18 protein-coding genes and 1 pseudogene are annotated in these 25111 nt (G+C 71.7%); 5 read left to right on the top strand and 14 right to left on the bottom strand.

Going from position 1 to position 25111, the window contains the following annotated elements; genetic code table 11:
- Positions 1-3: 3 nt before the first annotated feature.
- The 3 genes from L3078_RS38375 to ribA all read right to left on the bottom strand — a co-directional run bounded on the left by L3078_RS38375 (position 4) and on the right by ribA (position 3030).
- Positions 4-1044: a saccharopine dehydrogenase gene (locus tag L3078_RS38375; protein ID WP_239758725.1), complete on the bottom strand. Its 1041-nt coding sequence runs from the start codon at positions 1042-1044 to the stop codon at positions 4-6.
- The gene (locus tag L3078_RS38370) at positions 1041-2186 is read right to left on the bottom strand and encodes an NAD(P)/FAD-dependent oxidoreductase (RefSeq protein WP_239758723.1); all 1146 of its coding nucleotides are present in this window, start codon (positions 2184-2186) and stop codon (positions 1041-1043) included. Before L3078_RS38370 ends, L3078_RS38375 begins: the two co-directional genes overlap by 4 nt.
- 184 nt (positions 2187-2370) lie before the next feature.
- Positions 2371-3030 (bottom strand): GTP cyclohydrolase II, encoded by a 660-nt coding sequence (ribA, locus tag L3078_RS38365; protein ID WP_239758722.1) that lies wholly within the window; start codon positions 3028-3030, stop codon positions 2371-2373.
- Between the two features lie 78 nt (positions 3031-3108).
- Between ribA and L3078_RS38360 the strand changes: the two genes are divergently transcribed.
- On the top strand, positions 3109-3843 hold the full coding sequence (locus L3078_RS38360) for a creatininase family protein (RefSeq protein ID WP_420864142.1): 735 nt from the start codon (positions 3109-3111) through the stop codon (positions 3841-3843).
- Between the two features lie 119 nt (positions 3844-3962).
- Here the strand turns inward: L3078_RS38360 and L3078_RS38355 are convergent.
- The 5 genes and pseudogenes from L3078_RS38355 to L3078_RS38335 form a co-directional block, all read right to left on the bottom strand.
- Positions 3963-4706: pseudogene (locus L3078_RS38355) on the bottom strand (lysylphosphatidylglycerol synthase transmembrane domain-containing protein); the annotation flags it as partial.
- Positions 4707-5422: 716 nt separating this feature from the next.
- Entirely contained in the window at positions 5423-6451 is a 1029-nt protein-coding gene (locus tag L3078_RS38350; protein ID WP_239758721.1) for a methyltransferase domain-containing protein, read from the bottom strand.
- The gene (locus L3078_RS38345; RefSeq protein ID WP_239758719.1) at positions 6448-7725 is read right to left on the bottom strand and encodes a glycosyltransferase family 4 protein; all 1278 of its coding nucleotides are present in this window, start codon (positions 7723-7725) and stop codon (positions 6448-6450) included. Before L3078_RS38345 ends, L3078_RS38350 begins: the two co-directional genes overlap by 4 nt.
- Positions 7722-8120 carry a 6-pyruvoyl trahydropterin synthase family protein gene (locus L3078_RS38340; RefSeq protein ID WP_045556695.1) on the bottom strand — a complete coding sequence of 133 codons (399 nt, stop codon included), beginning with the start codon at positions 8118-8120 and terminating at the stop codon, positions 7722-7724. The genes L3078_RS38345 and L3078_RS38340 overlap by 4 nt, the downstream gene beginning before the upstream one ends.
- A gap of 169 nt (positions 8121-8289) precedes the next feature.
- Positions 8290-9270, bottom strand: coding sequence for a zinc-dependent alcohol dehydrogenase (locus L3078_RS38335; RefSeq protein WP_239758718.1), 981 nt, complete (start codon positions 9268-9270; stop codon positions 8290-8292).
- Positions 9271-9377: 107 nt separating this feature from the next.
- Here L3078_RS38335 and L3078_RS38330 point away from each other — a divergent pair, with 107 nt between their 5' ends.
- On the top strand, positions 9378-10232 hold the full coding sequence (locus tag L3078_RS38330) for a CDP-alcohol phosphatidyltransferase family protein (RefSeq protein ID WP_239758717.1): 855 nt from the start codon (positions 9378-9380) through the stop codon (positions 10230-10232).
- Between the two features lie 67 nt (positions 10233-10299).
- On the opposite strand, the gene L3078_RS38325 is transcribed toward L3078_RS38330, so the two are convergent.
- Positions 10300-11232: an NADP-dependent oxidoreductase gene (locus tag L3078_RS38325; RefSeq protein ID WP_420864201.1), complete on the bottom strand. Its 933-nt coding sequence runs from the start codon at positions 11230-11232 to the stop codon at positions 10300-10302.
- Between the two features lie 126 nt (positions 11233-11358).
- On the opposite strand from L3078_RS38325, the gene L3078_RS38320 reads away from it, so the two are divergent.
- A complete protein-coding gene (locus L3078_RS38320; RefSeq protein ID WP_239758714.1) occupies positions 11359-12366 on the top strand; it encodes a GlxA family transcriptional regulator in 1008 nt (335 codons plus the stop codon).
- 16 nt (positions 12367-12382) lie between these two features.
- Here the strand turns inward: L3078_RS38320 and L3078_RS38315 are convergent, their stop codons facing one another.
- Positions 12383-13423, bottom strand: coding sequence for a LacI family DNA-binding transcriptional regulator (locus L3078_RS38315; RefSeq protein ID WP_239758712.1), 1041 nt, complete (start codon positions 13421-13423; stop codon positions 12383-12385).
- A 195-nt stretch (positions 13424-13618) separates the two neighbouring features.
- On the opposite strand from L3078_RS38315, the gene L3078_RS38310 reads away from it, so the two are divergent.
- Positions 13619-14380 (top strand): SDR family oxidoreductase, encoded by a 762-nt coding sequence (locus tag L3078_RS38310; protein ID WP_239758710.1) that lies wholly within the window; start codon positions 13619-13621, stop codon positions 14378-14380.
- 85 nt (positions 14381-14465) lie between these two features.
- On the top strand, positions 14466-15476 hold the full coding sequence (locus L3078_RS38305) for a Gfo/Idh/MocA family protein (protein WP_239758708.1): 1011 nt from the start codon (positions 14466-14468) through the stop codon (positions 15474-15476).
- Positions 15477-15678: 202 nt separating this feature from the next.
- On the opposite strand, the gene L3078_RS38300 is transcribed toward L3078_RS38305, so the two are convergent.
- From L3078_RS38300 to L3078_RS38285, 4 genes are read right to left on the bottom strand one after another with little or no spacing between them, the layout of a single operon-like run.
- Positions 15679-16764 (bottom strand): DEAD/DEAH box helicase, encoded by a 1086-nt coding sequence (locus tag L3078_RS38300; RefSeq protein WP_239758706.1) that lies wholly within the window; start codon positions 16762-16764, stop codon positions 15679-15681.
- Positions 16761-18608 carry a DUF1998 domain-containing protein gene (gene drmB, locus L3078_RS38295; protein WP_239758704.1) on the bottom strand — a complete coding sequence of 616 codons (1848 nt, stop codon included), beginning with the start codon at positions 18606-18608 and terminating at the stop codon, positions 16761-16763. The genes L3078_RS38300 and drmB overlap by 4 nt, the downstream gene beginning before the upstream one ends.
- Positions 18605-21730, bottom strand: coding sequence for a helicase-related protein (locus L3078_RS38290; RefSeq protein WP_239758702.1), 3126 nt, complete (start codon positions 21728-21730; stop codon positions 18605-18607). The genes drmB and L3078_RS38290 overlap by 4 nt, the downstream gene beginning before the upstream one ends.
- A 45-nt stretch (positions 21731-21775) precedes the next feature.
- Positions 21776-25042, bottom strand: coding sequence for a sigma-70 family RNA polymerase sigma factor (locus L3078_RS38285; protein ID WP_239758701.1), 3267 nt, complete (start codon positions 25040-25042; stop codon positions 21776-21778).
- Between the last annotated feature and the right edge of the window lie 69 nt (positions 25043-25111).

Genomic DNA, 25111 nt, shown 5'->3' with positions numbered 1-25111 from the left:
CAACTACCCTTCTGTGAGGCCCAGTTCGGCGCTCGCCCGCCGGAAGCGGTCGAGGCAGCGCCCCCATGCCCCGCCCGTCTCGAAGTCCAGCAGCTGCGGCAGCAGCGCGGCCGAGAAGTCGGTGCTCGCCTCGCGCGGCAGCAGGGAGGGCAGGTTGTCGATGGCGATGAGATCGAGCGGGGGGTGCTCGCGCAGCCGGCGGACCGGGTGGTCCCACTCGGTGGTCGTGTCGTAGACGGGCAGGACGTTCATGGGTGAGCCGACGTCGACCGTGACGTCCGAGAGGGTGCGCAGCCTGCGGTCCGGTGTGTCGAGGTCCTTGTCCGTCAGGAACGGCGGGACCGGGCTGGTCGTCAGGACGGTGTTGACCAGCAACTCGTGGGCCAGCAGGGCCGGTCGGTCCAGATCACGGGTCTCGGCCAGGTCCCAGCAGGTCGGCTCGACGCCCGCCTCCCCGAGGGCGGTCCGCGCGCCCCGGCCGCTGCGTCCCAGCGCGCCGATCACCAGCGCGGTCAAGTCACCCCGCGAGGACCGGAGTTCGGCCTCCATCTCCTCCTTGGTCGTGGGGACGAGCGGAGCCCGCAGCGCGCCCCGGTGGTGCAGCACCGCGAGGGCCGCGCCCAGATAGCCCGCCCAGAAGCCGAAGGCGGCGAGCCTGCGGCCCTGGTCGTCCACCAGGTACTCCAGGTCGAGCAGCGCCCCGCCCCCGGCCGCGAACCTGCGCAGCAGCGCCTCGGCGCCTGGCTGGCCCTTGTAGGCGTGCCCGAAGAAGATATGACGGTGCGTCAGCACAGCGGGGGTGTCCGGCAGTTCCTTGAGGCCGACGATCACCGCGCGCGCCGACGCCGACACCCACGAGCCCGGCTCCGCGACCTGGCAGCCGGCCTGCTCGTACTCCTCCCTGGGGAAGATCCGCTGAGGGGAGTCCTCGACGGTGATCCGTACGCCGCTCTCGACCAGCCGCCGGGCGTCGGACGGCACGATCGGGGTGCGGCGTTCGGTGGTGCGGGTCTCGTGGCGCAGCCACAAGTGCAGATCGGTCATACGAGGTTGGCCTCCGGGCGCAGCGCGTCGGCCGTGAACCGGTCGACGTTCAAGGGGCTGATGTCGACGAAGGGTACGCGGCCCAGGTACAGGTCGCGGACCACCTCGCCGACCGCCGGGCCCTGGAGGAAACCGTGGCCGGAGAACCCGGTCGCGTACAGGAAGCGGGAACAGGAACCGGCCTCGCCGATCAGGGCGTTGTGGTCCGGGGTGATCTCGTACAGGCCCGCCCAGCCGCCCGTGCGGCGCAGGTCCAGGAGGGAGGGGGCGCGGCGGCGCATGGCCTCGTACAGGCGCGGGATCCAGCGGTCGTGGGTGTCGGTGGCGAAGCCGGGGCGTTCGTCGGGGTCGGACATGCCGACGAGGAGGCCGGGGCCCTCGGTGTGGAAGTAGAGGCTGCTGGTGAAGTCGATCGTCATGGGGAGGTTCGGCGGGAGTCCGGGGACCGGCTCCGTCACCGCGATCTGGCGGCGCAGGGGTTCCACCGGGAGGTCGACGCCGACCATGGCGCCGACGGACCGGGACCAGGCGCCGGCCGCGCACACGACCGTGTCGGTGACGATGCGGCCCTTGCTCGTGACCACGGCCGTGATCGTGTCCCGCCAGGTCTCGATGCCGAGGACCTCGCAGTTGCGCAGCACGGTCGCCCCGTGGCGGCGGGCCCCGGCGGCGTAGCCGTGGACCACGGACTCGGGGGTGCAGTGCCCGTCGTCGGGCGAGAACGCGGCCGCCAGCAGGCCTTCGGTGGAGATCAGCGGGGAGAGCTGCCGGGCCTCTTCGGGGTCCACCATGCGGCTGGGCACGCCCAGGTCGTTCTGGAGCTGGACGCCCGCCTCGAACTGGGCGACCTCGTCGGGGGTCGTCAGGAGGAAGAGGTAGCCGACGCGGTGCAGGCCGATGTCGTGGCCCAGTTCCTGCCGGAAGCGGCCGAACGCCTCCAGGCTGCGGGCGCCGAGCTGGATGTTGAGTTCGTCGGAGAACTGCGCGCGGACCCCGCCGGCGGCCCTCGCCGTCGATCCGGAGGCCAGTTCGTCGCGTTCGACGAGGACGACGTCGTCCACTCCGGCGGCGGCCAGGTGGTAGGCGATGCTCGTCCCGATGACTCCTCCGCCGATGACGACGACCCGTGCGCTGCGGATCACGAACGCTCCCTTCGTCCGACCGTGGTCGCGATGCCCGACGGAGTCAGGTCTTCCACCCGGGGCGAACGTTCATGCGGGGCGCCGGTGGACTTGCCCGAAGGGGCAGCGCGCGCGGGCCTCCGGCGGGCGCGGCGGCCGGCGTTCGGAGTCGCCTCCGAGGCGGCCGCCGCGCGGATCCCGGCGCTCAGGACGAGTGGACCACCGCGTCCAGGTGCGGCAGGTAGTGGTCGAGCCGCTCCCGCTTGGTGCGCAGGTAGGTGATGTTGTCCTCGCACGGGGTGATGAGCAGCGGCACCTGCTCGGCGATCTCGATGCCGTGGCGCAGCAGCGCCTCCCGCTTGCGCGGGTTGTTCGACATCAGCCGGACCGACCGTACGCCGAGGTCGTGCAGCATCTCGGCCGCGACCCGGTAGTCACGGGCGTCCACCGGCAGCCCGAGGGCGAGGTTGGCCTCGACGGTGTCCAGGCCCTCCGACTGGAGCTTCATCGCCTGGAGCTTGGCGAGCAGGCCGATCCCGCGGCCCTCGTGGCCGCGCAGATAGACGAGGACGCCCCGCCCCTCGGCGACTATCGCGCGCAGCGCGCTGTCGAGCTGTTCGCCGCATTCGCAGTGCTGCGAGCCGAACGCGTCACCGGTCAGGCACTCCGAGTGCAGCCGGATGAGAATTCCCTCACCACCGCTGATGTCGCCGTACACGAGTGCCACTTGTTCTTCGCCGCGGTCCTGGTCGAGATAACCTACGGCCTCGAAGTCGCCGTAGGTCGTGGGCAGGGGGGCGTTCACCACACGTACGGCGCCGGAGGACTGGGCATTCGTGCCGAGTACACCAACATTTTCTGTCATGATCTGGTTCCTATCTGGTGAGTCCTGACGTCATGCGAAAATGACGGAGCATCAGCAGAGACGAAAGGCCGTGAAAAGATGAGCAGTTCGAGTCTTGTACCGACGGACACCACCGCGGACGTCCGGGCGCGGGGGGCGGCGGCGGGCCGGCAGGTCGCGGTGCTTCCGGTCGGCAGCTACGAGCAGCACGGTCCGTATCTGCCCCTGGCCACCGACACGCTGGTCGCCTGCGCGATAGCCCGGGAGATAGCCGCCGCGTACCCGGTGCACCTCCTGCCGCCCGTGACCATCGCCTGCTCGCACGAGCACGCGGCCTGGCCCGGCACCGTCAGCATCTCCGCGACGACGCTGCACGCGATGGTGCGGGACATCGCCGCGTCCCTGCGCGGGTCGGGCGTCGAGGCGCTGGTGGTGGTGAACGGACACGGTGGGAATTATGTGCTGGGAAATGTCGTCCAGGAATCCACCGCGACGGGACATCGAATGGCGCTTTTCCCGGCGATGGAGGACTGGGACGCCGCGCGCGAACGGGCGGGCGTACAGACCTCGTTGCTCAGCGATATGCATGCGGGAGAAATCGAGACCTCCATACTTCTGCATTGCCACCCCGAATTGGTCCGTCCCGGTCACGAGACCACCGATTTCCTTGCCGACGACCGCCGTCATCTCCTCTCCCTCGGTATGTCGGCCTACACCGATTCCGGTGTGATCGGCCGTCCGTCCCTGGCGTCCGCCGCGAAGGGGAAGGAGTTGCTGGCAGGGTTCGTGGAATCCTTCGGGGCGTACTTCTCGTTGCTCACCGCGGACGACTGACGGCGGGCCCGCAGGGAGCCGTACCAGCGTCCGACGAGCACGAGCGCGCCCGGCAGGGCGGCCGCGAAGCTGAGCACACCGTAGACGACGGCCACGGTCAGCCCCTGCGAGGCGCCCAGTCCGGCGGCGCCGAACGACCAGGCGGTGACGCCCTCCCGGGGGCCCCAGCCGCCGACGTTGAGCGGCAGACTCATCGCGATCAGGGCCAGCAGCGCGAGGGGCAGCAGTTCCCGCGCGGTCGCGGCGGAGCCGGCGACGTGGGCGGCGAGCAGGAACGTCGCCACGTATCCGGCCAGGACCGCCACGGACGAGATCAGCACGGCGGGCCCGCTGTCGCGGTGCAGCAGCACGCCGCGCGCCTCGGTGAGGACGGCCCTGATCCTGCGGCCCCGGCCTCCCGCGGACGCGCTCGGCCTGCGACCCATGCGGACCGCCGCCCAGATCGCCAGCGCGCCCAGTGCGGCGAGCGCCGTCACACCGGCCGCGCGGCGGGTCTGCTCCAGCACCGGGGACGGCAGCACCAGCAGGACCGTTACGCCGACGACTGCCAGCACCAACTGGCCCGCGGTGCGCTCGATCACCACCGCGCGCACGCCCCGGCCCATGTCGCCGGAGCTCTGTCCGTGCCGCACCGCGCGGTGCACGTCGCCGAGGACGCCGCCGGGCAGCGCCGCGTTGAGGAAGAGCGCCCGGTAGTAGTCCGCGACGGCCGGACCGAGCGGCAGCCGCAGCCCCAGCGCCCGCGTCACCGCGCACCACCGCCACGCGCTGAACACCGTGGTCAGCACGCCGATCCCGACAGCCGCCGCGAGCGTCCCCCCGTCGATCCGCCGCAGCCCGTCGACGAACACCCCGGTGCCCATCCGCCAGAACACGACCACGAGGATCACGGTCCCGGCGAGGGTGCCGAAGTGGGTGCGCAGGGCACGGACGAAGGTGGAGGCGGGGGTGAACTTGACGGAGACCGCCGGGGGTTCGACGTCGCCCGGCGCGGCGGGCACCACGACGGGGCCCTCGGGCCCACCACCGCTCGCCGTGACGGGCGAGGACACGCGAGCTTCCTTGGAGGACGCCGAGCCCGCCGGGGATGCCGCGACGCTCGCCTCGGCGGGCGGCGAACCCGCACGGGTCGCGAGGCTTGTCTCGGAGAGTGCCGGGGCTGCCTCGGGGGACGCGGGGCCTGCCTCGGCGAGCACCGGGGCTGCCTGGCGGGACGTCGGCGCTGTCCGCGAGCCTGCCGCCGGGACCCCGCCCCGACTCCGGCCACCGGCCGAGTCGTCGGTCGCGTCCACCGCGTCGGCCGCGTCAGCCACCGCCGAGTCGGCCGCGTTCGCCTCGGCCGCCTGGAGGCCTTCGGCGGACGCCGGTTCGCCGGACCGCTGCACCGGGACCCCCGCCGCCGCTGCCGCAGCCGTGGGCGGCGGTTCGGGGGAGCGCGTGCCGGGCGTCAGCGCGCGGACCCTCGCCCGCGCGGCAGGCGCGCCCGCCTTCACCCGGGCGCGGACTCCGCGTGGGCGCAGGCGTATGCGGTCGGCCGTCGTCGGTGGATGGGTCTCGACCGTCTCCTCCACCGGTGCCGTCATGAGGCTCCACCCGTCGGTCGGGGCAGCGCCAGGAGGTCGCTGTGGTGGACGACGACGCGGAGTTCACCGGCGGCGTTGGCCGCGAGGCGGTCGCGGAGGTAGGCCTCGGCACGCTCGGTGAGTTCGGGGCGCTGCTCGCAGGCGGCGCCGACCCAGCCCCGCAGCCACTCCTCGGTCAGCGCGGTGTGCCGCGTGTCGAGCTGCCAGGGGCTCGGGTTGACCCGGACCGTGGCCCCCCGCTGGGCGAACGCCTCGCACGCCGTGGTGATCGCGTCCGGACCGAGCAGATCGCTCGCGCGCTGGTGGGCGTTGAACGCCTCGGCGATCTCGGCGTCCATGGGGTGCGCGGGGACGAGGTCCACGCGGCCCACGACCGAGAGCGTCAGCAGCGCGGGGACACCGGCGCCCGCGCAGGCCGCCGCGAGCGCCTCGATCTCCTCGCGGGTGAGGACGTCGAGCAGCGCGGACGCCGTCACCAGCGAGGCCCCGTCGAGGTCGGCCGCCGTCAGCCGGCCGATGTCACCGCGCCGCGTGGTGACCGTGACCGGGCTGCCGTCGGCGGCGGCGCGCGGCGCCCGCGCGACGGCCAGCCGCAGCAGGTTCGGGTCCTGGTCGTGCAGCACCCAGCGCTGGGCGCCGTCCAGTCGGGGCGCGAGCCAGCGGCCCATGGAGCCGGTGCCGCAGCCGAGGTCGTGCACGGTCAGCCCGGTGGCACGACCGGGCAGGTTCGCGAGGCGGATCCGCAGCGGGTCGAGCAGATCCACCGCACGGGCGTCGGCGTCGGCGCTCTCGCGCAACTCCAGCCACTGCGGCGCGTACTGGTGGTCCTCGGGCGCCGGCGTGTCTCCCCCGCGTCCCGCCATGCTCAGCACCCCGCCGACGGGGGCCCCGGCGGCGACACCGGCCGGGCCGACCGGCCCGGCCGCCGCGGGCGTACCCGAAGAGCCGGTCGCGCCCGTCGACAGCGGTCCGCCCGTCGACAGGGGCCCGCCCGCGGACATGGTCATATCGGCAGAAGTGGTCATGCGGCCCTCCGAGGTTCGTGCCGCAGCCTGCCCAGCACATGGGCGAGGCTGCGGGCCGTGGTCGCCCACCCGTCCAGCGCGGCCCGGCGTCCGCGCGCCGCCGCCTTCAACCGGCGCCGCACGTCGGCCTCCCCGAACCAGCCGCGCAGCTCCGCCGCGATGGCCGCGGGGTTCTCCGGCGGTACGAGGATGCCGGGCACCCCGCCGTCGGGGGCGCGGCCGACGGCCTCGGGGAGTCCGCCGACGTCCGTGGCGAGGACGGGGATGCCGCGCGCGAGGGCTTCGGTGACCGCCATGCCGTAGGTCTCGGCGTAGGAGGTGAGGACCATCAGGTCGGCGGCGGCGTAACTGGCGTCGAGTTCCGCGCCGGCCTGCGGTCCGGCGAGGTGGAAGCGGTCCTCCAGGCCGAACTTCGCGATCAGCGAGCGGATGTGGTCGACGTACTCCGGGTCCTGGTCGAGGCCGCCGACCAGGACGCAGCTCCAGCGCAGTTCGGTGACGGTCGCGAGGGCCTCGACCAGCCGGTGCTGCCCCTTGCGCGGGGTGACCGCGGCCACGCACAGCAGCCGGGAGACGCCGTCGGTGCCGGAGGCGAGGGGGGCGATGTCGGCGCCGGGGGCGGCGACATGGACCCGCTCGGGGGCGAGCCCGTGGTGGGACACGAGTCTGCGGACCGCCCACTCGCTGGTCGCGATCACGGCGGACACACCCCGCAGGGTGGTGCGCTCCTTGGCGTCGAGTTCGGCGGCGAGTTCGGGCTCCAGGCCGGTCTCGTCGCCGAGCGGCAGGTGCACCAGCACGGCCAGGCAGAGGCGTTCGGCCTCGGGAAGGATGATCTCGGGGACGCCGCAGGCGACCAGCCCGTCGAGCAGGACGACCGTGCCGTCGGGGAGTTCGCTCAGCGTGCGGGCGAGTTCGGCGCGGGCCGTCTCGTCCGGGCGCGGCCAGCTGCCGCCGATCGCGTGCTTGTGCACCTGCCAGCCGAAGCCGGGCAGGTCGAGGCAGATCCGCCGGTCGTAGGCGTTGCCGCCGCTGGGCCGGGTGGGGTCGTCGACGCCGCCCGGCATCACGAAGTGCACGGAACGCAGCGACATGGGGATGATCGCGGCGTTCTTCAGCGCCGCGTTCTGCACGGGCACATAGCCGAGCCTCACGTGCTCTCCCCCGTTCGCCTGAGCCCCGCCCTTCACCTGGGCGCCGCTTACCCCGTCCGTGGCACCGGATGCCTGGGCGGTGGTGCCGACGACAGCCCGGTCGATGGTCACGTCGGTCACAGGGCACGCTCGTAACTCGCCCAGGCGATGTGCGACTCGTGCAGGGTGACCGTGAGGTTCGCGATGCCCTTGGCGTTCTCCCCGAGGGCGCCCTTGTGGATCCGCTCGGCGAGCCGGTCCGCGATCACCTTGGCCAGGAACTCCGTGGAGGTGTTGGTGTTGGCGAAGGCGGGCTCGTTGTCGAGGTTGCGGTAGTTCAACTCGCTCACCACGGCACCGAGCTCCTGGGTGGCCAGCCCGATGTCTACGACGATGTTGTCGTCGTCCAGTTCGGCGCGCCGGAAGGTGGCGTCCACGAGGAACGTGGCGCCGTGCAGGCGCTGCGCGGGTCCGAAGACCTCCCCGCGGAAGCTGTGGGCGATCATGATGTGATCGCGAACGGTGATGCTGAACAACGGACGACCCTCCAGTGCGGTACGTCTGCCCCCGGGCCGGGGCATGCCGTGTAGTACGGCTGCTCCCTACCCGTTGTTCAGCCGAGTTTTCCGGTTTCTTCGGAGGTCAGCGTTCCGTTCGGGCAGTTCAGGGGCGGGTGGGGCGAACCGGAACGCTCAACTCAGGGGCTCACTCGACGTCGTAGCGCACCCGGTGGCACATCCCGGGCAGCTCTCCGCTCGCGAGCTTCGGCAGCACGTCCGGGAGTTCCTCGAAGGCGCACTCCCCGGTGACGAGGGCGTCGAAGCGCGCGTCGGCGAGGAGTTCGAGGGCGAGCGCCAGCCGGTCCGCGTACGTCCGTCCGACGCGTCCGGCCGGGGAAACGGTTCCCACCTGGCTGCTGCGGACGGTGAGCCGGCGTGAGTGGAAGGCCTCGCCGAGCGGCAGGGCGATGCGGCGGTCGCCGTACCAGCTCAGCTCGATGACCGTGCCCTCGTCGGCGAGGAGTTCGAGGGAGCGCACGAGGCCCTGTTCGCTGGCGCTGGCGTGCACGACGAGGTCGCACTCGCCCAGCGCCTCCTCGGGCAGCGCGAAGTCCACGCCGAGGGCGCGGGCGATATCGGCGCGCGCCGGGTCCGCGTCGACGAGCTGGACGCGCACGCCCGGGTAGCGCGCGAGGAGCGCGGCGACCGAGCAGCCGACCATGCCGCCGCCCACGACGGCGATCCGGTCCCCGATGAGGGGCGCCGCGTCCCACAGGGCGTTGACGGCGGTCTCCACGGTCCCGGCCAGCACGGCACGCGCCGCCGGAACCGACTCCGGCACCACGGTGACGGCGCTCACCGGAACGACGTAGCGGCTCTGGTGCGGATACAGACAGAAGACGGTCCGGCCGAGCAGTGCGTCGGGCCCCTCTTCCACCCGACCGACGCTGAGATAGCCGTACTTCACGGGAGCGGGAAAGTCGCCCTCCTGGAAGGGCGCGCGCATGGCCGCGCGCTGGTTCTCGGGCACGCGGCCGCGGAACACGAGCGTCTCGGTGCCCCGGCTGACTCCTGAGTACAGCGCGCGGACCAGGACCTCGCCGTCGGCGGGCGCCGCGAGGGCCTCCTCACGGATCTCGCCCTGCCCGGGGGAGCGTAGCCAGAAGGCATTGGCTGTCGGTTTCATGTGCGTCTCCGTGAACGGTCGAGCGGTTCGCCACGTACGCAGCGGTGGAAGTTCGCGGACACGGTACGCGGCGATGATCCACTTGTCACACGTTCGGAAGGTATGCGGTGGCCCTGATCAACACATACGACGGCCGGCTGTTGCTCTCGGAGACGACCGTGGGCGCGGGCGCCCAGGTCCTGCTCCTCGCCTTCCTGGGCACGGCGATCGGACTGGGCCCGGCGGGCTGGCTGACCGGGCTGGCCTTCGGGCTCGCCACCTGGGCGGTCCTCAACCGCGCCCTGCTGCGCACCCGGACCCGTACCTTCGGCCCCGCGAACCGGGTCACGCTCGGCAGGGCGATACTCGTCGGCGCCGTGACCGCGCTGGTCGCCGACTCCTTCCAGAGCTCGCCGCCGGTCTCGCTCTTCGTGGGCCTGACCGCCGTGGCGCTGATCCTGGACGGCGTCGACGGCAAGGTGGCCCGCCGGACGGGGACGTCGACCGCGCTGGGCGCCCGCTTCGACATGGAGGTCGACGCGTTCCTGATCCTGGTGCTGAGCGTCTACGTCTCCATGTCGATGGGCCCGTGGGTGCTGCTGATCGGTCTCATGCGGTACGTCTTCGTGGCCGCCGCCAAGGTCGCCCCGTGGCTGAACAACTCCCTGCCGCACAGCATGGCCCGCAAGACGGTCGCCGCGGTCCAGGGTGTGTTCCTGCTGGTCGCCGCGTCCGGTCTGCTGCCGTACGCGGCGGGCTTCGGCTTCGTCGCGCTGGCCCTGGGCTCGCTGCTCTGGTCGTTCGGGCGGGACGTCGTCTGGCTGTTCCGCAACCGCGAGGGCGCCGCCGAACCGACGGCCACGACGACGGCAACCGCCACGGCAACCGCCACGGCCAGGGCCACGGCCACCGTGCACGAGACGGTGACCGTGACCATCGAGCCGGCCGTCGAGCGCCGGACGGCCGAGCTCGTCACGAGCTGAGCGGGACGGACCCGGCGGTCCGCACGCGGCGGACCGGGGTTCCAACGCCCCCAGCGGCTCCGGGGCTTCAGCCGACCGTGAGGACGATCTTCCCGGTCGTCCGGTCGGTCTCCCCCAGGGCGTGCGCCTTGGCCGCCTCGGCGAGCGGGAAGACCGCCTCGACATGGGCCCGCAGCTTGCCCTGCCCGACGAGTTCCGCGATGGCCCGCATACCTCCGTGGTCGGCCTCGACCAGCAGCTTCTCCAGCCGTGCGCCCCGCGCGGCGGCCCTCTCGGCATCCTCCTCCCCGCCGAGCGGCAGGATCGAGACGAGGGTGCCGCCCTTCCCGAGCACGTCCACGGATCGCGTGCGGACGTCCCCGGCGAGGGTGTCCAGCACGACGTCCACCTCCCCGGCCACCTCCACGAAGTCCGTGGTCCGGTAGTCGATCAGCTCGTCCGCGCCCAGTTCACGCAGCAGTTCGTGCTTGCCGGCGCTGGCCGTACCGATGACGTACGCGCCGCGCGCCTTGGCGATCTGCACGGCGAGATGGCCCACTCCCCCGGCGGCGGCGTGGATCAGGACCCGCTGCCCCTCCCGGACGTCGGCGGTGTCGACGAGCGCCTGGTACGCGGTGAGCGCGGCCAGCGGCAGCGCACCCGCCTGGACGTGGTCGATGTTCGACGGTTTGTGGGCGAAGGCCCGGGCGGGCGCCTTGGCGTACTCGGCGTACGCGCCCGCGCCGTGCGGGTAGGGCAGCATGCCGAACACCTCGTCGCCGGCCTTGAACAGGGTGACCCCGAGGCCGACCTCCTCGACGACGCCGGAGACGTCCCAGCCGAGCACCGGCAGCGGCTCGGGCTGCCACAGTCCGAAGGCACGGTTCTTCCAGTCGGTCGGGTTGACGCCGGCCGCGTGCACCCGGACCAGGATCTCGCCCGGTCCCGGCACGGGACGCGGCAGTTCGGCCTCCCTCAGTACCTCCGGTCCGCCGAAGGCGTCCTGGGTCATCGCTCGCATGGTGGCCTCGTCGCGGCCGGTGTCGTTCACGGTGGTTTCGGTCATGCCGTCCAGCCTGCGGGGGACCGACGATCACGACAATGGCACGATGGCCATCATTCGATGAGATCGTGCCACACTGGTCGTATGAGTCGCCTGACCGGTCGTACGACCTCCCCGCACCGTGTGGCGGTCCTCGCCCTCGACGGGGTCTACCCCTTCGAACTCGGTGTCCCGAGCCGTATCTTCGACGCGACCGAGGGGCTGTACGAGGTGCTGACCTGCACCGTCGACGGGCGCCCGGTGCGTTCGGCGGCCGACTTCGCCATCGCCGTCGAGCACGGCCCCGAGGCGCTGTCCACGGCCGACACCGTGATCGTTCCGTCGTTCGGCGTCTCTCCGGCGGCGGCCCGGCTGGTCTCCACGGAACTGCCGGAGCCCGTGGCGGCGGCCCTGGCCCGGATCAGGCCCGGCACCCGGGTGGTGTCCATCTGCACGGGTGCCTTCGTCCTGGCCGCGGCCGGTCTCCTCGACGGCAGGCCCGCGACCACGCACTGGGCGCTGGCCGAGCTGTTCCGCAGCCGCTTCCCACAGGTCGACCTGGACCCGGACGTCCTGTTCGTCGACGACGGCGACATCCTGACCTCGGCCGGCGCCGCCTCCGGCATCGACCTCTGTCTGCATCTCGTGCGCCGGGACCACGGCAGCGAGGTCGCCAACCGGGTCGCCCGCCGCTGCGTGGTGCCGCCGTGGCGGGAGGGCGGCCAGGCCCAGTACATCGAACAGCCCGTCCCCCAGGATCCGGCCAGCGGCACCGCGGCCACCCGGCAGTGGGCCCTCGAACGCCTCGACGAGCCCCTCGCCCTGGCCGACCTCGCCCGGCACGCCCGGATGAGCCTGCGCACCTTCGCCCGCCGCTTCAACGACGAGGTCGGCGTGAGCCCCGGCCGCTGGCTCGTCCAGCAGCGGGTGGCCCGCGCCCGTCATCTCCTGGAGTCCACCGACCTCCCGGTCGACGAGATCGCCGGCCACGTCGGCTTCGCCACCGGCACGTCGCTGCGCCAGCATCTGCACGCGGCGATCGGGGTGTCCCCGCTGACGTATCGGCGTACGTTCCGCGCCACGGCCGAGACGCCCGTCCCGGCCGGCCGGTGACGCCGGCCGGTGACCGCTAGCCGGTGACCGCTCCCGCCCCCGGCGGCATGTTGTACGGCGTCACCACCTGGATCGCCGACGGCAGGAACGGGCCCTCGTCGGGGAGGGCCTGATGGGCGCGCATGATCGTTTGGCAGGCGCGGCGGACGTCCTGGCGGAGGTCGTGGTGGAGCACGGCGGAGAGCCGGTGCTCGCGCAGCAGCCGGGTGTTGTCGTGGTCGAGGTCGTGGGCGACGAAGACATGCGGCGCACGGCCGAGCGCGGCGAAGGCGTCGAGCGTCGCGGTGTTGCCGCCGCCGATGGAGTAGACGGCGGCGATCTCCGGCTCCCGCTCCAGCGCGTCGAGGACGAGGTCCCGCTGGGTCGCGTCGAGGCCGTCGCTGTCGGTGACCTCCACGAGGGCCCGCTGCGGCGCGACCGCCCGCATCACCCCGCGGAACCCCATCTCGCGCTCCTCCTCGTTGCGGTAGAAGCTGCGGCTGATCGTCACCAGTACGGCCCCCGGCCGGTCGCCGAGCCACTGCCGCAGCAGATACGCGGCGGTCGCCCCGGCGGCCCGGTTGTCGATGCCGACGTAGGCGCAGCGCGGGCTGCCCGGCAGGTCCGTCACGTAGGTGACCACCGGGATCCCGGCCGCGACCAGCCGTTCGACGGCGGCGGTGACCTCCGGGACGTCCGGCGCCTTGAGGATCACGCCCTGCGAGCCGCGCCGCCCGATCCGGTCGAGCACCCGCACCATCTCCGCGGCCGGCCCCGTCTCCCGGAAGTGGAAGCGGGACCGTACGACCGCCGGGTGCAGGGACGGCAGTTCGGCCTCCAGCGCCTCCCGGACGGCGGTGGAGAACCGGTCCGGGGTCTGCATCACGATGTCGACCATGAACGTACGGCCGCCGATGCGCACCTGCGTCCGCTGCCGGTCCAGGTCCCGGACGGCCTGGTGCACCTCACGGGCGGTGCTCTCGCGCACTCCTCCCCGGCCGTTGAGGACCCGGTCGACCGTGGCCTGGCTCAGCCCGGCCTGACGGGCGATCTCACGGATCGTGTAGGGGTGCGCCATGCGGTGTGTCCTGGATCTCGACGGGTGGCCGGCGGTGAACCGGATGAGGGGTTTTTGATGGTCCGCTGCGGGTTGTACGAGGGGACCGCCGCCCCAAGACTGGCAGAGGCGAAGGCGCTGTGAAAGGCCCTGCGCCAGGACCGCCACAGGCCCCGGCACGGCCCGCCGGAGCCCGTCGAAAGGAAACACCCTCACATGGCACTACTGGAGGACAAGGTCGTCCTCGTCAACGGCGGCAGCCAGGGCGTCGGCGCGGGCGTCGTCCGTGCGGCCCTGCGCGAGGGCGCGACCGTCGTGTTCACGGGGCGCCGCGCCGAGGTCGGCGAGCGGCTCGCGGCGGAGACCGGCGCGACGTTCGTCCGGGCCGACCTGGCGGACCCCGCGCAGGTGCGCGACGCCGTGGAGCGGGCGATCGCCGCGCACGGCCGGGTCGACAGCCTCGTCAACGCGGCCGGCCTGACCTCACGCGGCTCGCTCCTCGACACCTCGCCCGAACTCTTCGACGCGCACATCGCGATCAACCTGCGGGCCCCCTTCTTCGCCATGCAGGCCGTGGTCGAGCACCTGGTGGCCCGCACGGCGCCCGGCACGATCGTCAACATCGGCTCGAACTGCGCGCACGGCGGCCCGCCGTTCCTGGCCCCCTACTCCGCCGCGAAGGCCGGCCTCGCGGGCCTCACCCGCAACGCCGCCCACGCCCACCGCTGGGACCGGATCCGGATCAACGACCTCAACATCGGCTGGACCGAGACCGAGGGCGAGGACGCGATCCAGCGCGAGTTCCACGACGCGGCCGACGACTGGCGGGAACGGGCCGCCGAACGCCTCCCGATGGGCAAGCTCGGCCAGGTCGACGAGATCGCCGACTTCGTGGTCTTCCTTCTCTCCGACCGCAGCGGCGTGGTCACCGGCTCCGTGATCGACTGGGACCAGAACGTCGTAGGCGCCCAGGACTGACCGCCCCATCCCCCTTCTCCCCTCACTTCCCCCGCTTCTCCTGCTTCTCCTGCTTCTTCAGCACATCCGAAAGGGACTCTCGATCATGCGCATTGGCATCCTGGGGCTGGGCCGCATCGGCGCCTTCCACGCGGGGACTCTCGCCGGGCTGGACGTCGTGGAGGAGCTCGTGGTCTCCGACCCGCTGGCCGCCGCGGCGCAGGCGGCCGGCGAGAAGTTCGGCGCGACCGTGGCCGACTCGCCCGAGGCGGTGTTCGCCTCCGGGATCGACGGTGTCGTGATCACCGCCGCCACCGACGCGCACCCGGGCCTGATCCTGGCCGCCGTCGAGGCGGGCATCCCCGTGTTCTGCGAGAAGCCGGTGGCGAAGACGGTCGAGGAGAGCCTCACCGTGCTGCGCGCCGTCCGCGAGAGCGGCATCGAGGCCCAGATCGGCTACAACCGCCGCTTCGACGCGGGCTGTGTGGCCGCCCGCGACGCCGTCCTCAGCGGTGAGCTGGGCGCGCTGCACACCGTACGGTCGACCACCCTCGACCCGGCCCCGCCGCCGGCGGCGTACGTCGCGGTGTCGGGCGGCATCTTCCGGGACTGCGCGGTGCACGACTTCGACGTGGTGCGCTGGGTGACGGGCCGCGAGGTCGTCGAGGTGTACGCGACGGGCGGCAACAAGGGCGCGGAGTACATCAAGGAGGCGGGTGACGTCGACACGGCGTCCGCACTGCTCACCTTCGACGACGGCACCATCGGCGTCATCTCCAACACCCGCCACAACGCCCGGGGTTACGACGTCCGTCTGGAGGTCCACGGCATGAAGGACAGCATCGCCGCCGGCCTCGACTCCCAGCTCCCGCTGCGCTCCGCCGAGCCCGGTGTCACCTTCCCCTCCGGCGTCCCGCACAACTTCTTCATGGACCGCTTCGCCCCCGCCTACCGCGCCGAACTCACCGCGTTCACCGAGGTCGTCGCCGGCACCCGCACCTCCCCCTGCACGGTCGCCGACGCCCTGGAGGCCAGCTGGATCGCCGAGGCGGCGACCCTGTCGGTGGCGGAGCACCGGGCGGTCTCGCTGGACGAGGTGCGCAAGGCGGCTTCCTGATCCCGCGCACGGCCGACTTGAGACGGAGAGGTACCCCAGCCCTGGCTCCTCTCCGTCTTATCCGTGCCCGTCACCCGGCGAGCCTTTCACCACAGCGATCACGAACACTGAGACATCAGGACATGTTCCGGATTCGGCCTGGAGTGTCGCCAGAACCGTTACGGCGGGGGCGGGATCCGCGGTCGTCCGTCCCTGGCCGATGTCACCCGCGCAGCAGCACGCTCGTCCCCACTTGTGCGAGCAAGGGCGGTTCGGACTCTCCCTCGTACGCAAGGTGAAGGTCGAACCGGGCACGCGTGGCAAGGACGTAGTAGGTCATGCGCAGGGCAGCCGAAGTGGGATCCGTGGCCGCGTCGGCGTGCGTGTCGGGTATGACCACCGTGTCGAATCCGAGCCCCTTGGCGCTTCTGCGGTGGACCAGCACGATGCCGGGACGGCCGAGGTCGAGCGTGCGATAGCGCCCGCCCCTGGCATCGGAGGTGTACAGCTGTGGTTTGAGCCTCGGTGCTCGGTGTTGCAGGGTGCCGAGCAACGAGAACTGGGTGTGTTTCGAGTGGACGATGACACCGATGCTGCGTCCCGGCTGTCTCTCCGCCAACAGGAGCAGCAGGTCGGCCGCGCCGCGTTCTGGCAGGTGATGGAGTCTTGGCGGGGGCCCCTGCCGGTCCGGCAACGGGGGTGAACCGGCGCCCGTGTGGAAGTGAGCCGCGAACGACGCGGTCTGGTAGGTGTTGCGATGGTTGCCCTCGACATGGTGCCGGTCGCACCGGCCGAGGCGCTCGGCGATCTCGGCGAGCGTGGAGTTCGTGTCGGTCAGCCGTTGACACTCGTCCGCGAACACGGTCACCCGTGCTCCCAGGAGTCGGCACAGGCGGTAGAACCCGGGCGGCAGGTCCTGCCCCTCGTCCACCACCAGGGTGAGTCCGGGGACGGGCCCGCTCTCCGCGGCGCGTTCATAGAGAGCCGGCCAGTCGAACCATCCGTCCTCGCCCTTCGGGGGCGTACCGCCGTACCACTCGCCGAGCCATGCGTGCGCGGTTCTCACCCGCACGCTGCGGTCCTCCGGGCCCAGCGTGTGTACGGCCCCGGCCAGTGACTGACGCAGGAGGTTCGAGTACGTCAGCAACGTCGTCGGAGTACCGGTGAGGGCGAGCATGACGGCTCGCTGGACCGCCAGGAGACTTTTCCCGCTGCCGGGTGGCCCACTGATCAGGTGGTTGCCGTCGAAGGGCAGTCCGTCGAGGCAGGAGCGTTGTTCCGCGGTGAGGTCACGGTAGGTGAGTGTCACGTCTCCTCCAACGCGTCGGCGGCTGCGGAGCGGGCGGCGGCGACGATGGACTGCAGATAGCCCGGCACGTGCTCGCCGCCGACGACGAGGGCACGGTCGAGGAGGGTGTTGCCGGTCTCGCAGCTGGTCTCGGGCAGAAGCGCACAGGCGTGGCAGGCCGCCCGGTTGAGGTTGTCGAATCCCTGACCCGTGTGTTCGGCACACAGCGGGTCGGCCGAGCACCAGGCGGCGGCCTCCGTCATCCGCAGCAGTGTCTCGGCCAGGCGCGGAGGCTCACCCTGGCGTACCAGCCCGCCCAGTGTGCCCTCGGCGTCCCCGGCGGCCGTGTACACGAGGATGCCGTACTGGTCCTGCTCGGGGCGGGCGTAGATCCTCTCCCGCAGACTCGCCGTCGTGTAGCCGGACTCGAAGGAGAGCTGACGGATCAGCAGGTGCGCGAGGGTGTGCAACAGCACGAACCTCGGCGAGAGTTCCGGCCCCGTCACGGCTTCGAGACGGTCCTTCTGGAACGAGCGGTCGAGGTCGGCACGCATGCCGGACACCTGTTGCCGTACCCGCGCGTCGCCTTCCCAGGAGGCGAGTGCGTCCCGGTCGAGGGTGAGGAAGACGCCCTCACCGTAGACCTCCACGGCAGGCAGCCACTTCAGGCGCCGCGCGCTGTCGGCGGGCACGACGGAGGCGTCCGGGGAGACCCTGGTGAAGCCGGAGAGGGCGCGGACCTCGCGCAGTCGGTCGGCGAGGACGATCCGACCGAAGCGTCGGCGCATGCCCGACCAGGGCTCCGCGCTCTCGCCGGCCAGGCCGAGCGTCGTCTCACGCAGCGCGAAGTCGCGGGTGACCGGCGGTGCCGGAGCCGTGAAGGCGGCCCATTCCTCACGGCTCAGGTCGGGCCGCGCCGGAGCGTCCGAAGAGGCGGGAACAGCCTCCGAGGCCCCGCCTGTCTCCTCGGCGACGAGGGCGTCCAACAGATCGTCACCGGCACCGGTGTCGTCCTGGATCATGGTGCGCAGCGCCTCGGCGCGCGGAGTTCCGGCCGTGCGGCACAGAGAGACCCACAGGTCGTGTTCACGCACCCGTTGGGCGAGGGCGTCGTCCGCGTGGGCCGGTAGGTCCGTCTCGGGAATGTCGAGCGCCGAGTGCACGAGCGGGTAGTACAGGTTGCCCGCAGTGCGCTGCACGATCTGCACCGGCCGCACGCACTCGACGGCCTCGCCTGCCCGCTGCCAGGGGTTCCGGCCCGAGCAGCGCATGCCGTGGGTGCCGAGGACGTCGAGCAGATCGCGGGCCGCACCGCACCCCTTCGCGGTGCATGCCACGGAGAGTGCCTCAAGACCCGAGGCACGGTCGGAGACGAGGAAACTGAGCCTGTCCCGCTCTCCGCACTGGCGCCGTTCGGCGGCTTCGCGTCGGGAGTGGGCCCAGAACCACCAGTCGATGTCGCTGAGGTGCCCGGCCGCGCAGATCTGCACGAAGCGCATGGGTGCGAGTGTCCGGGCCGGTGAGCAGGAAGGGCATCGCGGCGCCTGCCCGTGCTTCTCGTCGGCGATGCGCCAGCGCTTCATGCGCCGACAGGCTCCGCAGAACAGCCAGGAAGGAAAGCGGATGTACGGCGCGCCGGGCGCGTCCGGAGTGTCGAACCGGTCGTTGGCGGTCGCGGGGGCGGCGTAGAAACCGGTCGCCCCCAGCCTGGAGGCCAGTCTGGGCGAGTCGATCCGCTGCCTGCCCCGGGTCGGCCAGTCGCCGATTCCCGTGGCGACGAACGACTCGCCCTGGATGTCGAAGACGGCTCCGACACCGAAGGGCACCACCGTCTGCGACTGACGTACCCGAAGTGTGCGACTCACAGGTCGGCTCCCTTCACTGTCACCTGGCATTCCCGGTCCACGTTGCGCATGGAGTTCGGGGTCTCCCACAGGCCGTAGATGTGCTCGAAGCTCTTGATCAGGTTGGACTGTCCCTTGCCCTGGCTGCGGTAGTACAGCTCGCGGCCGTCCTTGCGGGCCTGGCGGGCGGCGTCCTCCCAGTCGGCGAGGAGCGCGGACAGTTCCTTGCGCACGTCGTCCCCCACACCCGGCTCCCGTGCGTCGGCGCGGGCAGCCAGGTCCACGACCAGCCTCTCCACTTCGGGCAGCCGGTCGATCACCTGCCCGGCCTGGTTCTCGGCAGCCAGCCCCAGCCCGTGCCGAACGAGGATGACGAGCGCGGCGTGCAGGGCGCGCCGCCGCGACGGTACCGACCAGGGGGTGACGCTGGTCGGCTCGACGTGCCGGTACAGCGAGCGGTGGTAGACGTCGAAGGTCTCGTAGTGCGAACGGTCGCGCGGGCGGGTGGCGTTGAAGAAGGTCACGACGAGTCCCGGCACGGTGTGCCGGCCCACGCGACTGGTGGCCTGGATGTACTCGGCGGTCGTCTTGGGCTGGCCCTGCATCAGCATCAGCGCGAGGCGCTTCACGTCGACGCCGACGGACAGCATGTTGGTGCAGGGCAGGAAGGACACCGACTGCGGGTCGTCCCACGGCTTCTCCAGCCGGTCGAGCAGGACGGGCTGTTCCGCGCGCGGCAGGTTGCTGGTGAGTTCCTGCACCTGGTGGTCCGGCAGCCTGCGCGTTCCCGCGCCCGTGTCGAGTCCCGCGATCTGGGCGGGGATGTCATCGGCGGCGGCGGTGACGGTACGGCCGAGTTCGCGCAGGCTGTGGTGGTAGGCGACGAGCGTCCAGTACGCGTCCCGATGCTCTTCGGGCAGTTCCCAGGCGCCCTGCAGCATGGCGGCCGCCGTGGCCACCGCGGCGCGACCGGCCGTGTGTCCCTGGGCCATGACGCCGAGGTAGCGCCGCCCCGTGCGGGAGGTGTCGGGTTCGGCGAAGTACGAGTGGCGCGCGTCGAGCCCGGCCGGCGGGAACAGCTGGGCGGCACCGCCGTAGAGGGCCTGGATCTGCTCGCCGGAGCGTCGGATCGTGGCCGTCGAGGCCACGATCTTCGGCCCGGTCCCGTCGGACGTGGTGCACAGCCCCAGGACGGCCGATTCGTACAGGCCTACGGTGGTGCCGAGGGGGCCGGTGAGGAGGTGCAGCTCGTCCTGGATGACGAGTGACGGCGGTTGGTTCGCGGTTCCCGCGCCGAACAGGCGTCCGGCACGCGGCTCCCACGCCAGGCGGGCGAACTTGTCGACGGTACCGAGCACGAAGGTCGGCGGTCGGTCGTAGAGATGCTCGTCGACGACGGCGACGGGCAGTTCGTCGTGGAAGGCGCACTCGTCACGTGGACAGAAGAACGCGAACGCGTCCGCCGACGCTCGCACCCCGTAGTCTCCGATGTCGGGCGACTTGCGGGCGGGCAGGATGCGGGTGCCGCACCAGGGGCAGCGGTCGAGAATGAAGACGTCGTCGGGCCGGGCGGCGGCACGGACGTCGTCGAAGGCCGCTCGTGCCTTTTCGTACGTGTTCGGTGACGTGGCCTCGCCCACCCACAGGCCGATCGTGAAGGGCTCCTCGCCGTAGGTGTCCGGGTCGTCACGGCGGAAGGTCTCCAGAGCGCAGACCGTGGTGGCCGCGCGCTGGAACTGCTGGGTGGTGAGGAGACTGAGGGTGTAGCGGCTGAGCACCGCGGTGCCCCGGCCGTCGGGGTCGCCGCGCCGCAGCACCATGGCGAAGGCGGCGAGCAGCAGATACGCCTCCGTCTTGCCACCACCGGTGGGGAACCAGATCAGGTCCGTGGTGTCCCGGTCCGGGTGCCGTGGGTCGGCCACACCGTCCAGAGCGAGCAGGAAGAACGCCAGCTGGAAGGGGCGCCAGGTGGCCCGCGGGTCCGGTTCGGGATCGAGAAGTACGGGGTCGCGGCGGGAGCGGCGTTCTCCGGCCTGGTCGCGTGCCGAGTGTCGCATCTGCAGGGCCATGGCGCGGTTCGCGGCGCGAAAGGCACGGAGCAGTTCGGGGCGGTCGGGGTCGCACAGGGTGCGTACGCCTGATTCGATCCTGGAGACCGCGGCAGCGATACGGTCCAGGATCCGGTGGGCGGCATCCCGGCCCCAGGAGGGGATTTCCGTGGTCAGCTGGCCTACGTACCAGGCACGGTAGTCGGCCGCGAACTCGCCCAGCTCCTCCCGCAGTTGTGCGAGAGGCACGTCGGGGTCGGCCAGGTGCCGAAGGTCGAGCACCTGGGAGCCACTCGGACCCGCCGCACGGACACCGCTCACCTCGGCCTCCGGCATGACCGCGGCCCTGATCCCGGTCACCCGGTCCCCTGTGCCGCCGTACTGCTCTTCGACCGCGCAGCCATGGCCGACTGCGTGGGTCCGGACGTGCCGGTACTGCAGACGCAGTTCCTGCTCCTCCGGATCACGGCTGGCCAGACGGACACTCGGGTACTGGAGGACTTCGCCATCCAACGGCCTTGCTTCCAGTGCTACTTGAAAGAGCATGCGGTCCCAGTGGGCAGTCTTGCCGAGGGCCGGCTCATGGCGAGCGGTGTTGACGAGAGCGACGGTGACCAGTTGGCCGACGCCGAAGTGACGGCGCCGGACGCGCAGTTCGGCCCTGCCGTCGAGGACTTCGATGTGGTCGCGGTCGGGGCCGAGCGTGTGCTGCTCGGCCGGCAGCGCCACACGTTCCCAACGCCTGCCGCGTTCCCCCGTGGCGGAGTGGGTCACATAGCGGGCACCGGCACAGCCGACCTCGACGGTGGCGGCGTCGGTGTAGAAGCTGAAGCCGAGGGAGGAGGGAAGCCAGGCGTTGGATTCCGGGATCGGATCGCCCGCCGGGGCGGTGTCCTCGGCCGCGCGTTCGGTGCCGGCCCCTTCCGGGTCCTCCGCCGCAAGGACCAACTGGCGTTGCAGGTCTGCCTCTTGGGGATAGAGGGTGCCCATCAGGTACTGCCGGTCGGGCGGGGCGTCGAGCATCTCGTGCTCTCCCCCTGCCGGGCCGACGAGTTGGCGGTGCAGATAGGCGACGAGTTCGTGTCTGGGATCCATGGTCTTCCTTGGGAAGTGCTCGGGTGAGGGGGCCTGCGGCGCGGGTCAGGACCGGCGCCGGCGGTCCCAGAACGATGTGCGGCCCTCGTCGTCTCCGCGTGCCGCGGCGAGCTGCTCCTGGAGTTCGGTGATGCGGGCCCAGGCCTCGTGCTCGATCCGGGCCGCCTGCTGCGCCGTCCGCTGCTCGGCGGCCTCCACCTGGGCCTGTGCCTGCTGCCGTACGGCGATGAGGGCCTGGTCCCGCTCGATCAGCTGGGCCTCGACCCGCTTCAGCCGGGATTCGAGATCCTCGGCGGACGCTTCGGCTGCCTCGCGCTGCCGTCGCAGGCGCTGGTCGCCCTCGAACACCTGGTGCTCGGCACGTGACGCACGCCGGACCGCTTCCACTGCGCGCCGCTCGGCTTCGACGGCCCGTTGTTCCGCCTGGGCGGCGCGCAGCCGTGCCATCGTCAGCTGTTGCTCGTCGCGGGGAGAGCCCTGGGCGTCTGCCGGTGCCGTCTCCGCGACCCGCGCCGCCCGCTCGGCCATGGTGCGCCGTACCTCGCGATGCTCCTCCCTCAGGCGGGCGAGTCTTCCCTCTGCCTGTCCCTTCAGAAACTTCTCCTGCCGCGCCAGGGCTTTGTCCACACGGTGCAGAAGCACGTCTTCCAGATCTTCGAGCTGCCGCTCCGTGTCCGCCACCGCGGCGGCGAACCGGGCGTCCGCGGCCTGCCGTTCCTCGACGAGCCGCAGTTCGTGTTCGCGTTGTACATGGGCCAGGCGAGCCTCATGTGCGCGGCGCTCCTCGTCGAGGCGGCGTTCGGATTCTGTGCGCAGTCGCGCGAGTCGCTCCTCAGCAGTGGCTCTTTGCCGGGCGAGTTCGTCGTCCGCGTCCGCCTGAAGCCGGGCGAGCCGCTGCCCGACGTCGTCCAGGGCAGGGTTGGGGTGCTGCCCGACGTCGTCGAAGGCAGGACTGGGGTGCTGCTCGGATGTGTCGTGGCTCGACAGCGCGCGTCGCCCGTCCTCGCCGGGGGACGGTTCCGACTCCTCGCCGACCTCGTCTGCTCCCGCTCGCCCCGCTGTCTGCTCCACCCTGCTTTCCGGGTCCTCGGAAGCGCCTTCCGTGGCAACTGAGGCAGCGCAGACGTCTGCGGCAGCCGGGGGCGTCCCGTGCGCGTCGGCGGCCTCTGCCGTGGCTGGTTCGGCGCCCGCTTCCCGGCTCGGCGCAGCGGCGACGAACTCGCGCAGCGCGTCACGCGTGGCAAGGCGCGACTCCGGCTTCACCAGGGGTCTCTTGGTCAGGTACTCCCGTGGTGTCAGGCCGACCAGCGCCTCGGCCGACCGTTCGAAGAAGTCCTCTGGCCGGAGTCCGGCCGACTTCAGCGTGTCGAGGACGCGCTGCAGGACTTCCAGGGCCGTGAGCACCTGGCGTTCCGGCATGACGCGTTCGCGCGCCGCCCGCACGACCGTCTCAGTGGCTGCGGCCCCGAGGAGGACCACCAGTTGGGCATGTCCGAGCGCCAACAGCACGTACTCGGCCAGCCAGTCGATTCCGCCGCGAAACTCCGCCGACATGCGCTGGGCCTTCTCCCAGTCCGCCATGTACAGCGCCTGCCGGGCATCGGTGACCGGAGCGTGAGGTGAGGCGTCCGCGTCACTGTCGAGCTTGTCCTTCTCCATGCGCTGCCCGGCCTCCTCCGCCGCTGCCGTCTCCTCGTAGGTCCGCGTCGACGGTTCCTCGGCCAGTTCCGGCTCCGGCTCCAGCACCTCCTCGGGCAGCGGCTCCCTTCGCTCGGTCGGGCTGCCGCCCGTGTCGCCGACCACCGCGACCACGGCTCTCGCCTTGGCGCGGACGCGCCTCGACGGGCTCCGCTTCCCGGCGTCTTCCGCCTCGCCCCGGGCCCCGTGACCGCTGAGCAGTCCGGCCGCCCGCAGCCTGAGCCAGAATTCCGGGCGAGCCTTGTTCTCCAGTTGTCTGATGCGCTCGCGGGTCACTCCGAACTCCCGCCCCAGTTCGTCGAGCGTCGAGGGTTCGTCCCCGTCGAGGCCCAGCCGCCGGACGAGGATGCGGGCGCTGCGTTCGGAGAAGGTGGCGACGACGGCCATGACCTCTTCCATCAGGAGCGCGTTCACCACGTCGTTCTCCACCGGCGGCAGCGCGTCGCGTTCCCCCACGAAGTCGCCGAGCGTGGCCCCGTCGCCGATGACGCGGTCGAGCGAGTCGGTACGACGGGTCAGCTTCCGGATCTCGGCCACCTTGTCCACGGTCATGTCGCACTGGACCGCGACGTCGACGACCCCCGCCGGCCGCCCCTGCGCCGCCAGTACGCGTTCGGCCGCCGCCACCTTGCGCATCTGCTCGTGCATGTGGACGGGGACCCGGATGAGGGCTCCCTCGTCAGCGATGGCGCGGGTCACCGATTGCCGGACCCACCAGGTCGCGTAGGTCGAGAACTTGTAGCCCTTCGCCGGGTCGAACTTGCGGGCGGCCCGCATCAGACCCAGCGCTCCGTGCTGGACCAGATCCTCGTACTCCAGCCCCTGCTCCAGGTAGGAACGGATCAGCGAGTGCACCAGGCGCTGGTTGTGCAGGACGAGACAATCCCGCGCCCGGATTCTGATGTCGTCGGACGGCAGCATGCTCAGCTCCTCGTCCTGGGGCTCCTGCCCGACACGGTCCGCACCGCCCCGCAGCAGAACCGCGAGACCGACCTCCGCCTCGGCCTTCAGGATGTGGTCCCCAGGACGTCGACGGAAGCGGTCCTCCCGCAGAACAGCCATCGCCGCAGCCACGGCAGCATCACTGTCGCCCCCGGCCAGGGCACGTTCCCGCTCCTCATCCGACGGCGGATCGCCCTCCTCGCCCGTCCCCGCATCCACTGACGCGTCGGACATGGCCTCGACGTCCCGGACCTTCACCCCCGCCCGCAGCGCCGCCGCATCCCGCTCGCCGAGCCCGGCCAGTCGCGCCACCCCCTCCACGACCCCGGACGTCACCGATCCGTCGGTGTCCGCGTAGCGGAGGAGGAGCGCCCGGACCTCAGCAGCCCCGGGGAACACGATTTCTCCACGAAATCGTGCAACCTTTTCCATATCCGGGATGTCCGCGTCATTGTGTACATGCACGTTCCGGACGGGCAGCCCCAATCGGGCCAGTTCGTCCCGCAGCCGCTGCTGCTCGGCACCACCGAGCCCCAAGGCATGCACATGCTCCACGAAGGCGACTTCCGGCACGACTCCTTCCACCGCGGCGCTCCGGAGCCGCGCGAGCAGCGCCCCCAGCGCGGCCTTCAGGCCAGGCACTTCCGTACTGGCGACGGATTGGTGTCTCATCACGGCCACCCCCAACCGATTTCACCACGAGGGTAGAGGTAGCGCGTTGACGTCGTCAACACACTGAAC

Source organism: Streptomyces deccanensis (assembly GCF_022385335.1).
In the GTDB taxonomy this organism is placed as follows: domain Bacteria; phylum Actinomycetota; class Actinomycetes; order Streptomycetales; family Streptomycetaceae; genus Streptomyces; species Streptomyces deccanensis.
The sequence above is the reverse complement of the archived record's forward strand: the minus strand, read 5'-3'. Positions and strand labels throughout refer to the sequence as shown.

Excerpts from the sequence above, each read along its gene's own strand:
- L3078_RS38375 (WP_239758725.1), bottom strand. The coding sequence starts at position 1,044 with ATGACCGATCTGCACTTGTGGCTGCGCCACGAGACCCGCACCACCGAA.
- ribA (WP_239758722.1), bottom strand. The coding sequence starts at position 3,030 with ATGACAGAAAATGTTGGTGTACTCGGCACGAATGCCCAGTCCTCCGGC.
- L3078_RS38360 (WP_420864142.1), top strand. The coding sequence starts at position 3,109 with ATGAGCAGTTCGAGTCTTGTACCGACGGACACCACCGCGGACGTCCGG.
- L3078_RS38350 (WP_239758721.1), bottom strand. The coding sequence starts at position 6,451 with ATGACCACTTCTGCCGATATGACCATGTCCGCGGGCGGGCCCCTGTCG.
- L3078_RS38335 (WP_239758718.1), bottom strand. The coding sequence starts at position 9,270 with ATGAAACCGACAGCCAATGCCTTCTGGCTACGCTCCCCCGGGCAGGGC.
- L3078_RS38325 (WP_420864201.1), bottom strand. The coding sequence starts at position 11,232 with ATGCGAGCGATGACCCAGGACGCCTTCGGCGGACCGGAGGTACTGAGG.
- L3078_RS38320 (WP_239758714.1), top strand. The coding sequence starts at position 11,359 with ATGAGTCGCCTGACCGGTCGTACGACCTCCCCGCACCGTGTGGCGGTC.
- L3078_RS38315 (WP_239758712.1), bottom strand. The coding sequence starts at position 13,423 with ATGGCGCACCCCTACACGATCCGTGAGATCGCCCGTCAGGCCGGGCTG.
- L3078_RS38310 (WP_239758710.1), top strand. The coding sequence starts at position 13,619 with ATGGCACTACTGGAGGACAAGGTCGTCCTCGTCAACGGCGGCAGCCAG.
- L3078_RS38305 (WP_239758708.1), top strand. The coding sequence starts at position 14,466 with ATGCGCATTGGCATCCTGGGGCTGGGCCGCATCGGCGCCTTCCACGCG.
- L3078_RS38290 (WP_239758702.1), bottom strand. The coding sequence starts at position 21,730 with ATGGATCCCAGACACGAACTCGTCGCCTATCTGCACCGCCAACTCGTC.
- L3078_RS38285 (WP_239758701.1), bottom strand. The coding sequence starts at position 25,042 with ATGAGACACCAATCCGTCGCCAGTACGGAAGTGCCTGGCCTGAAGGCC.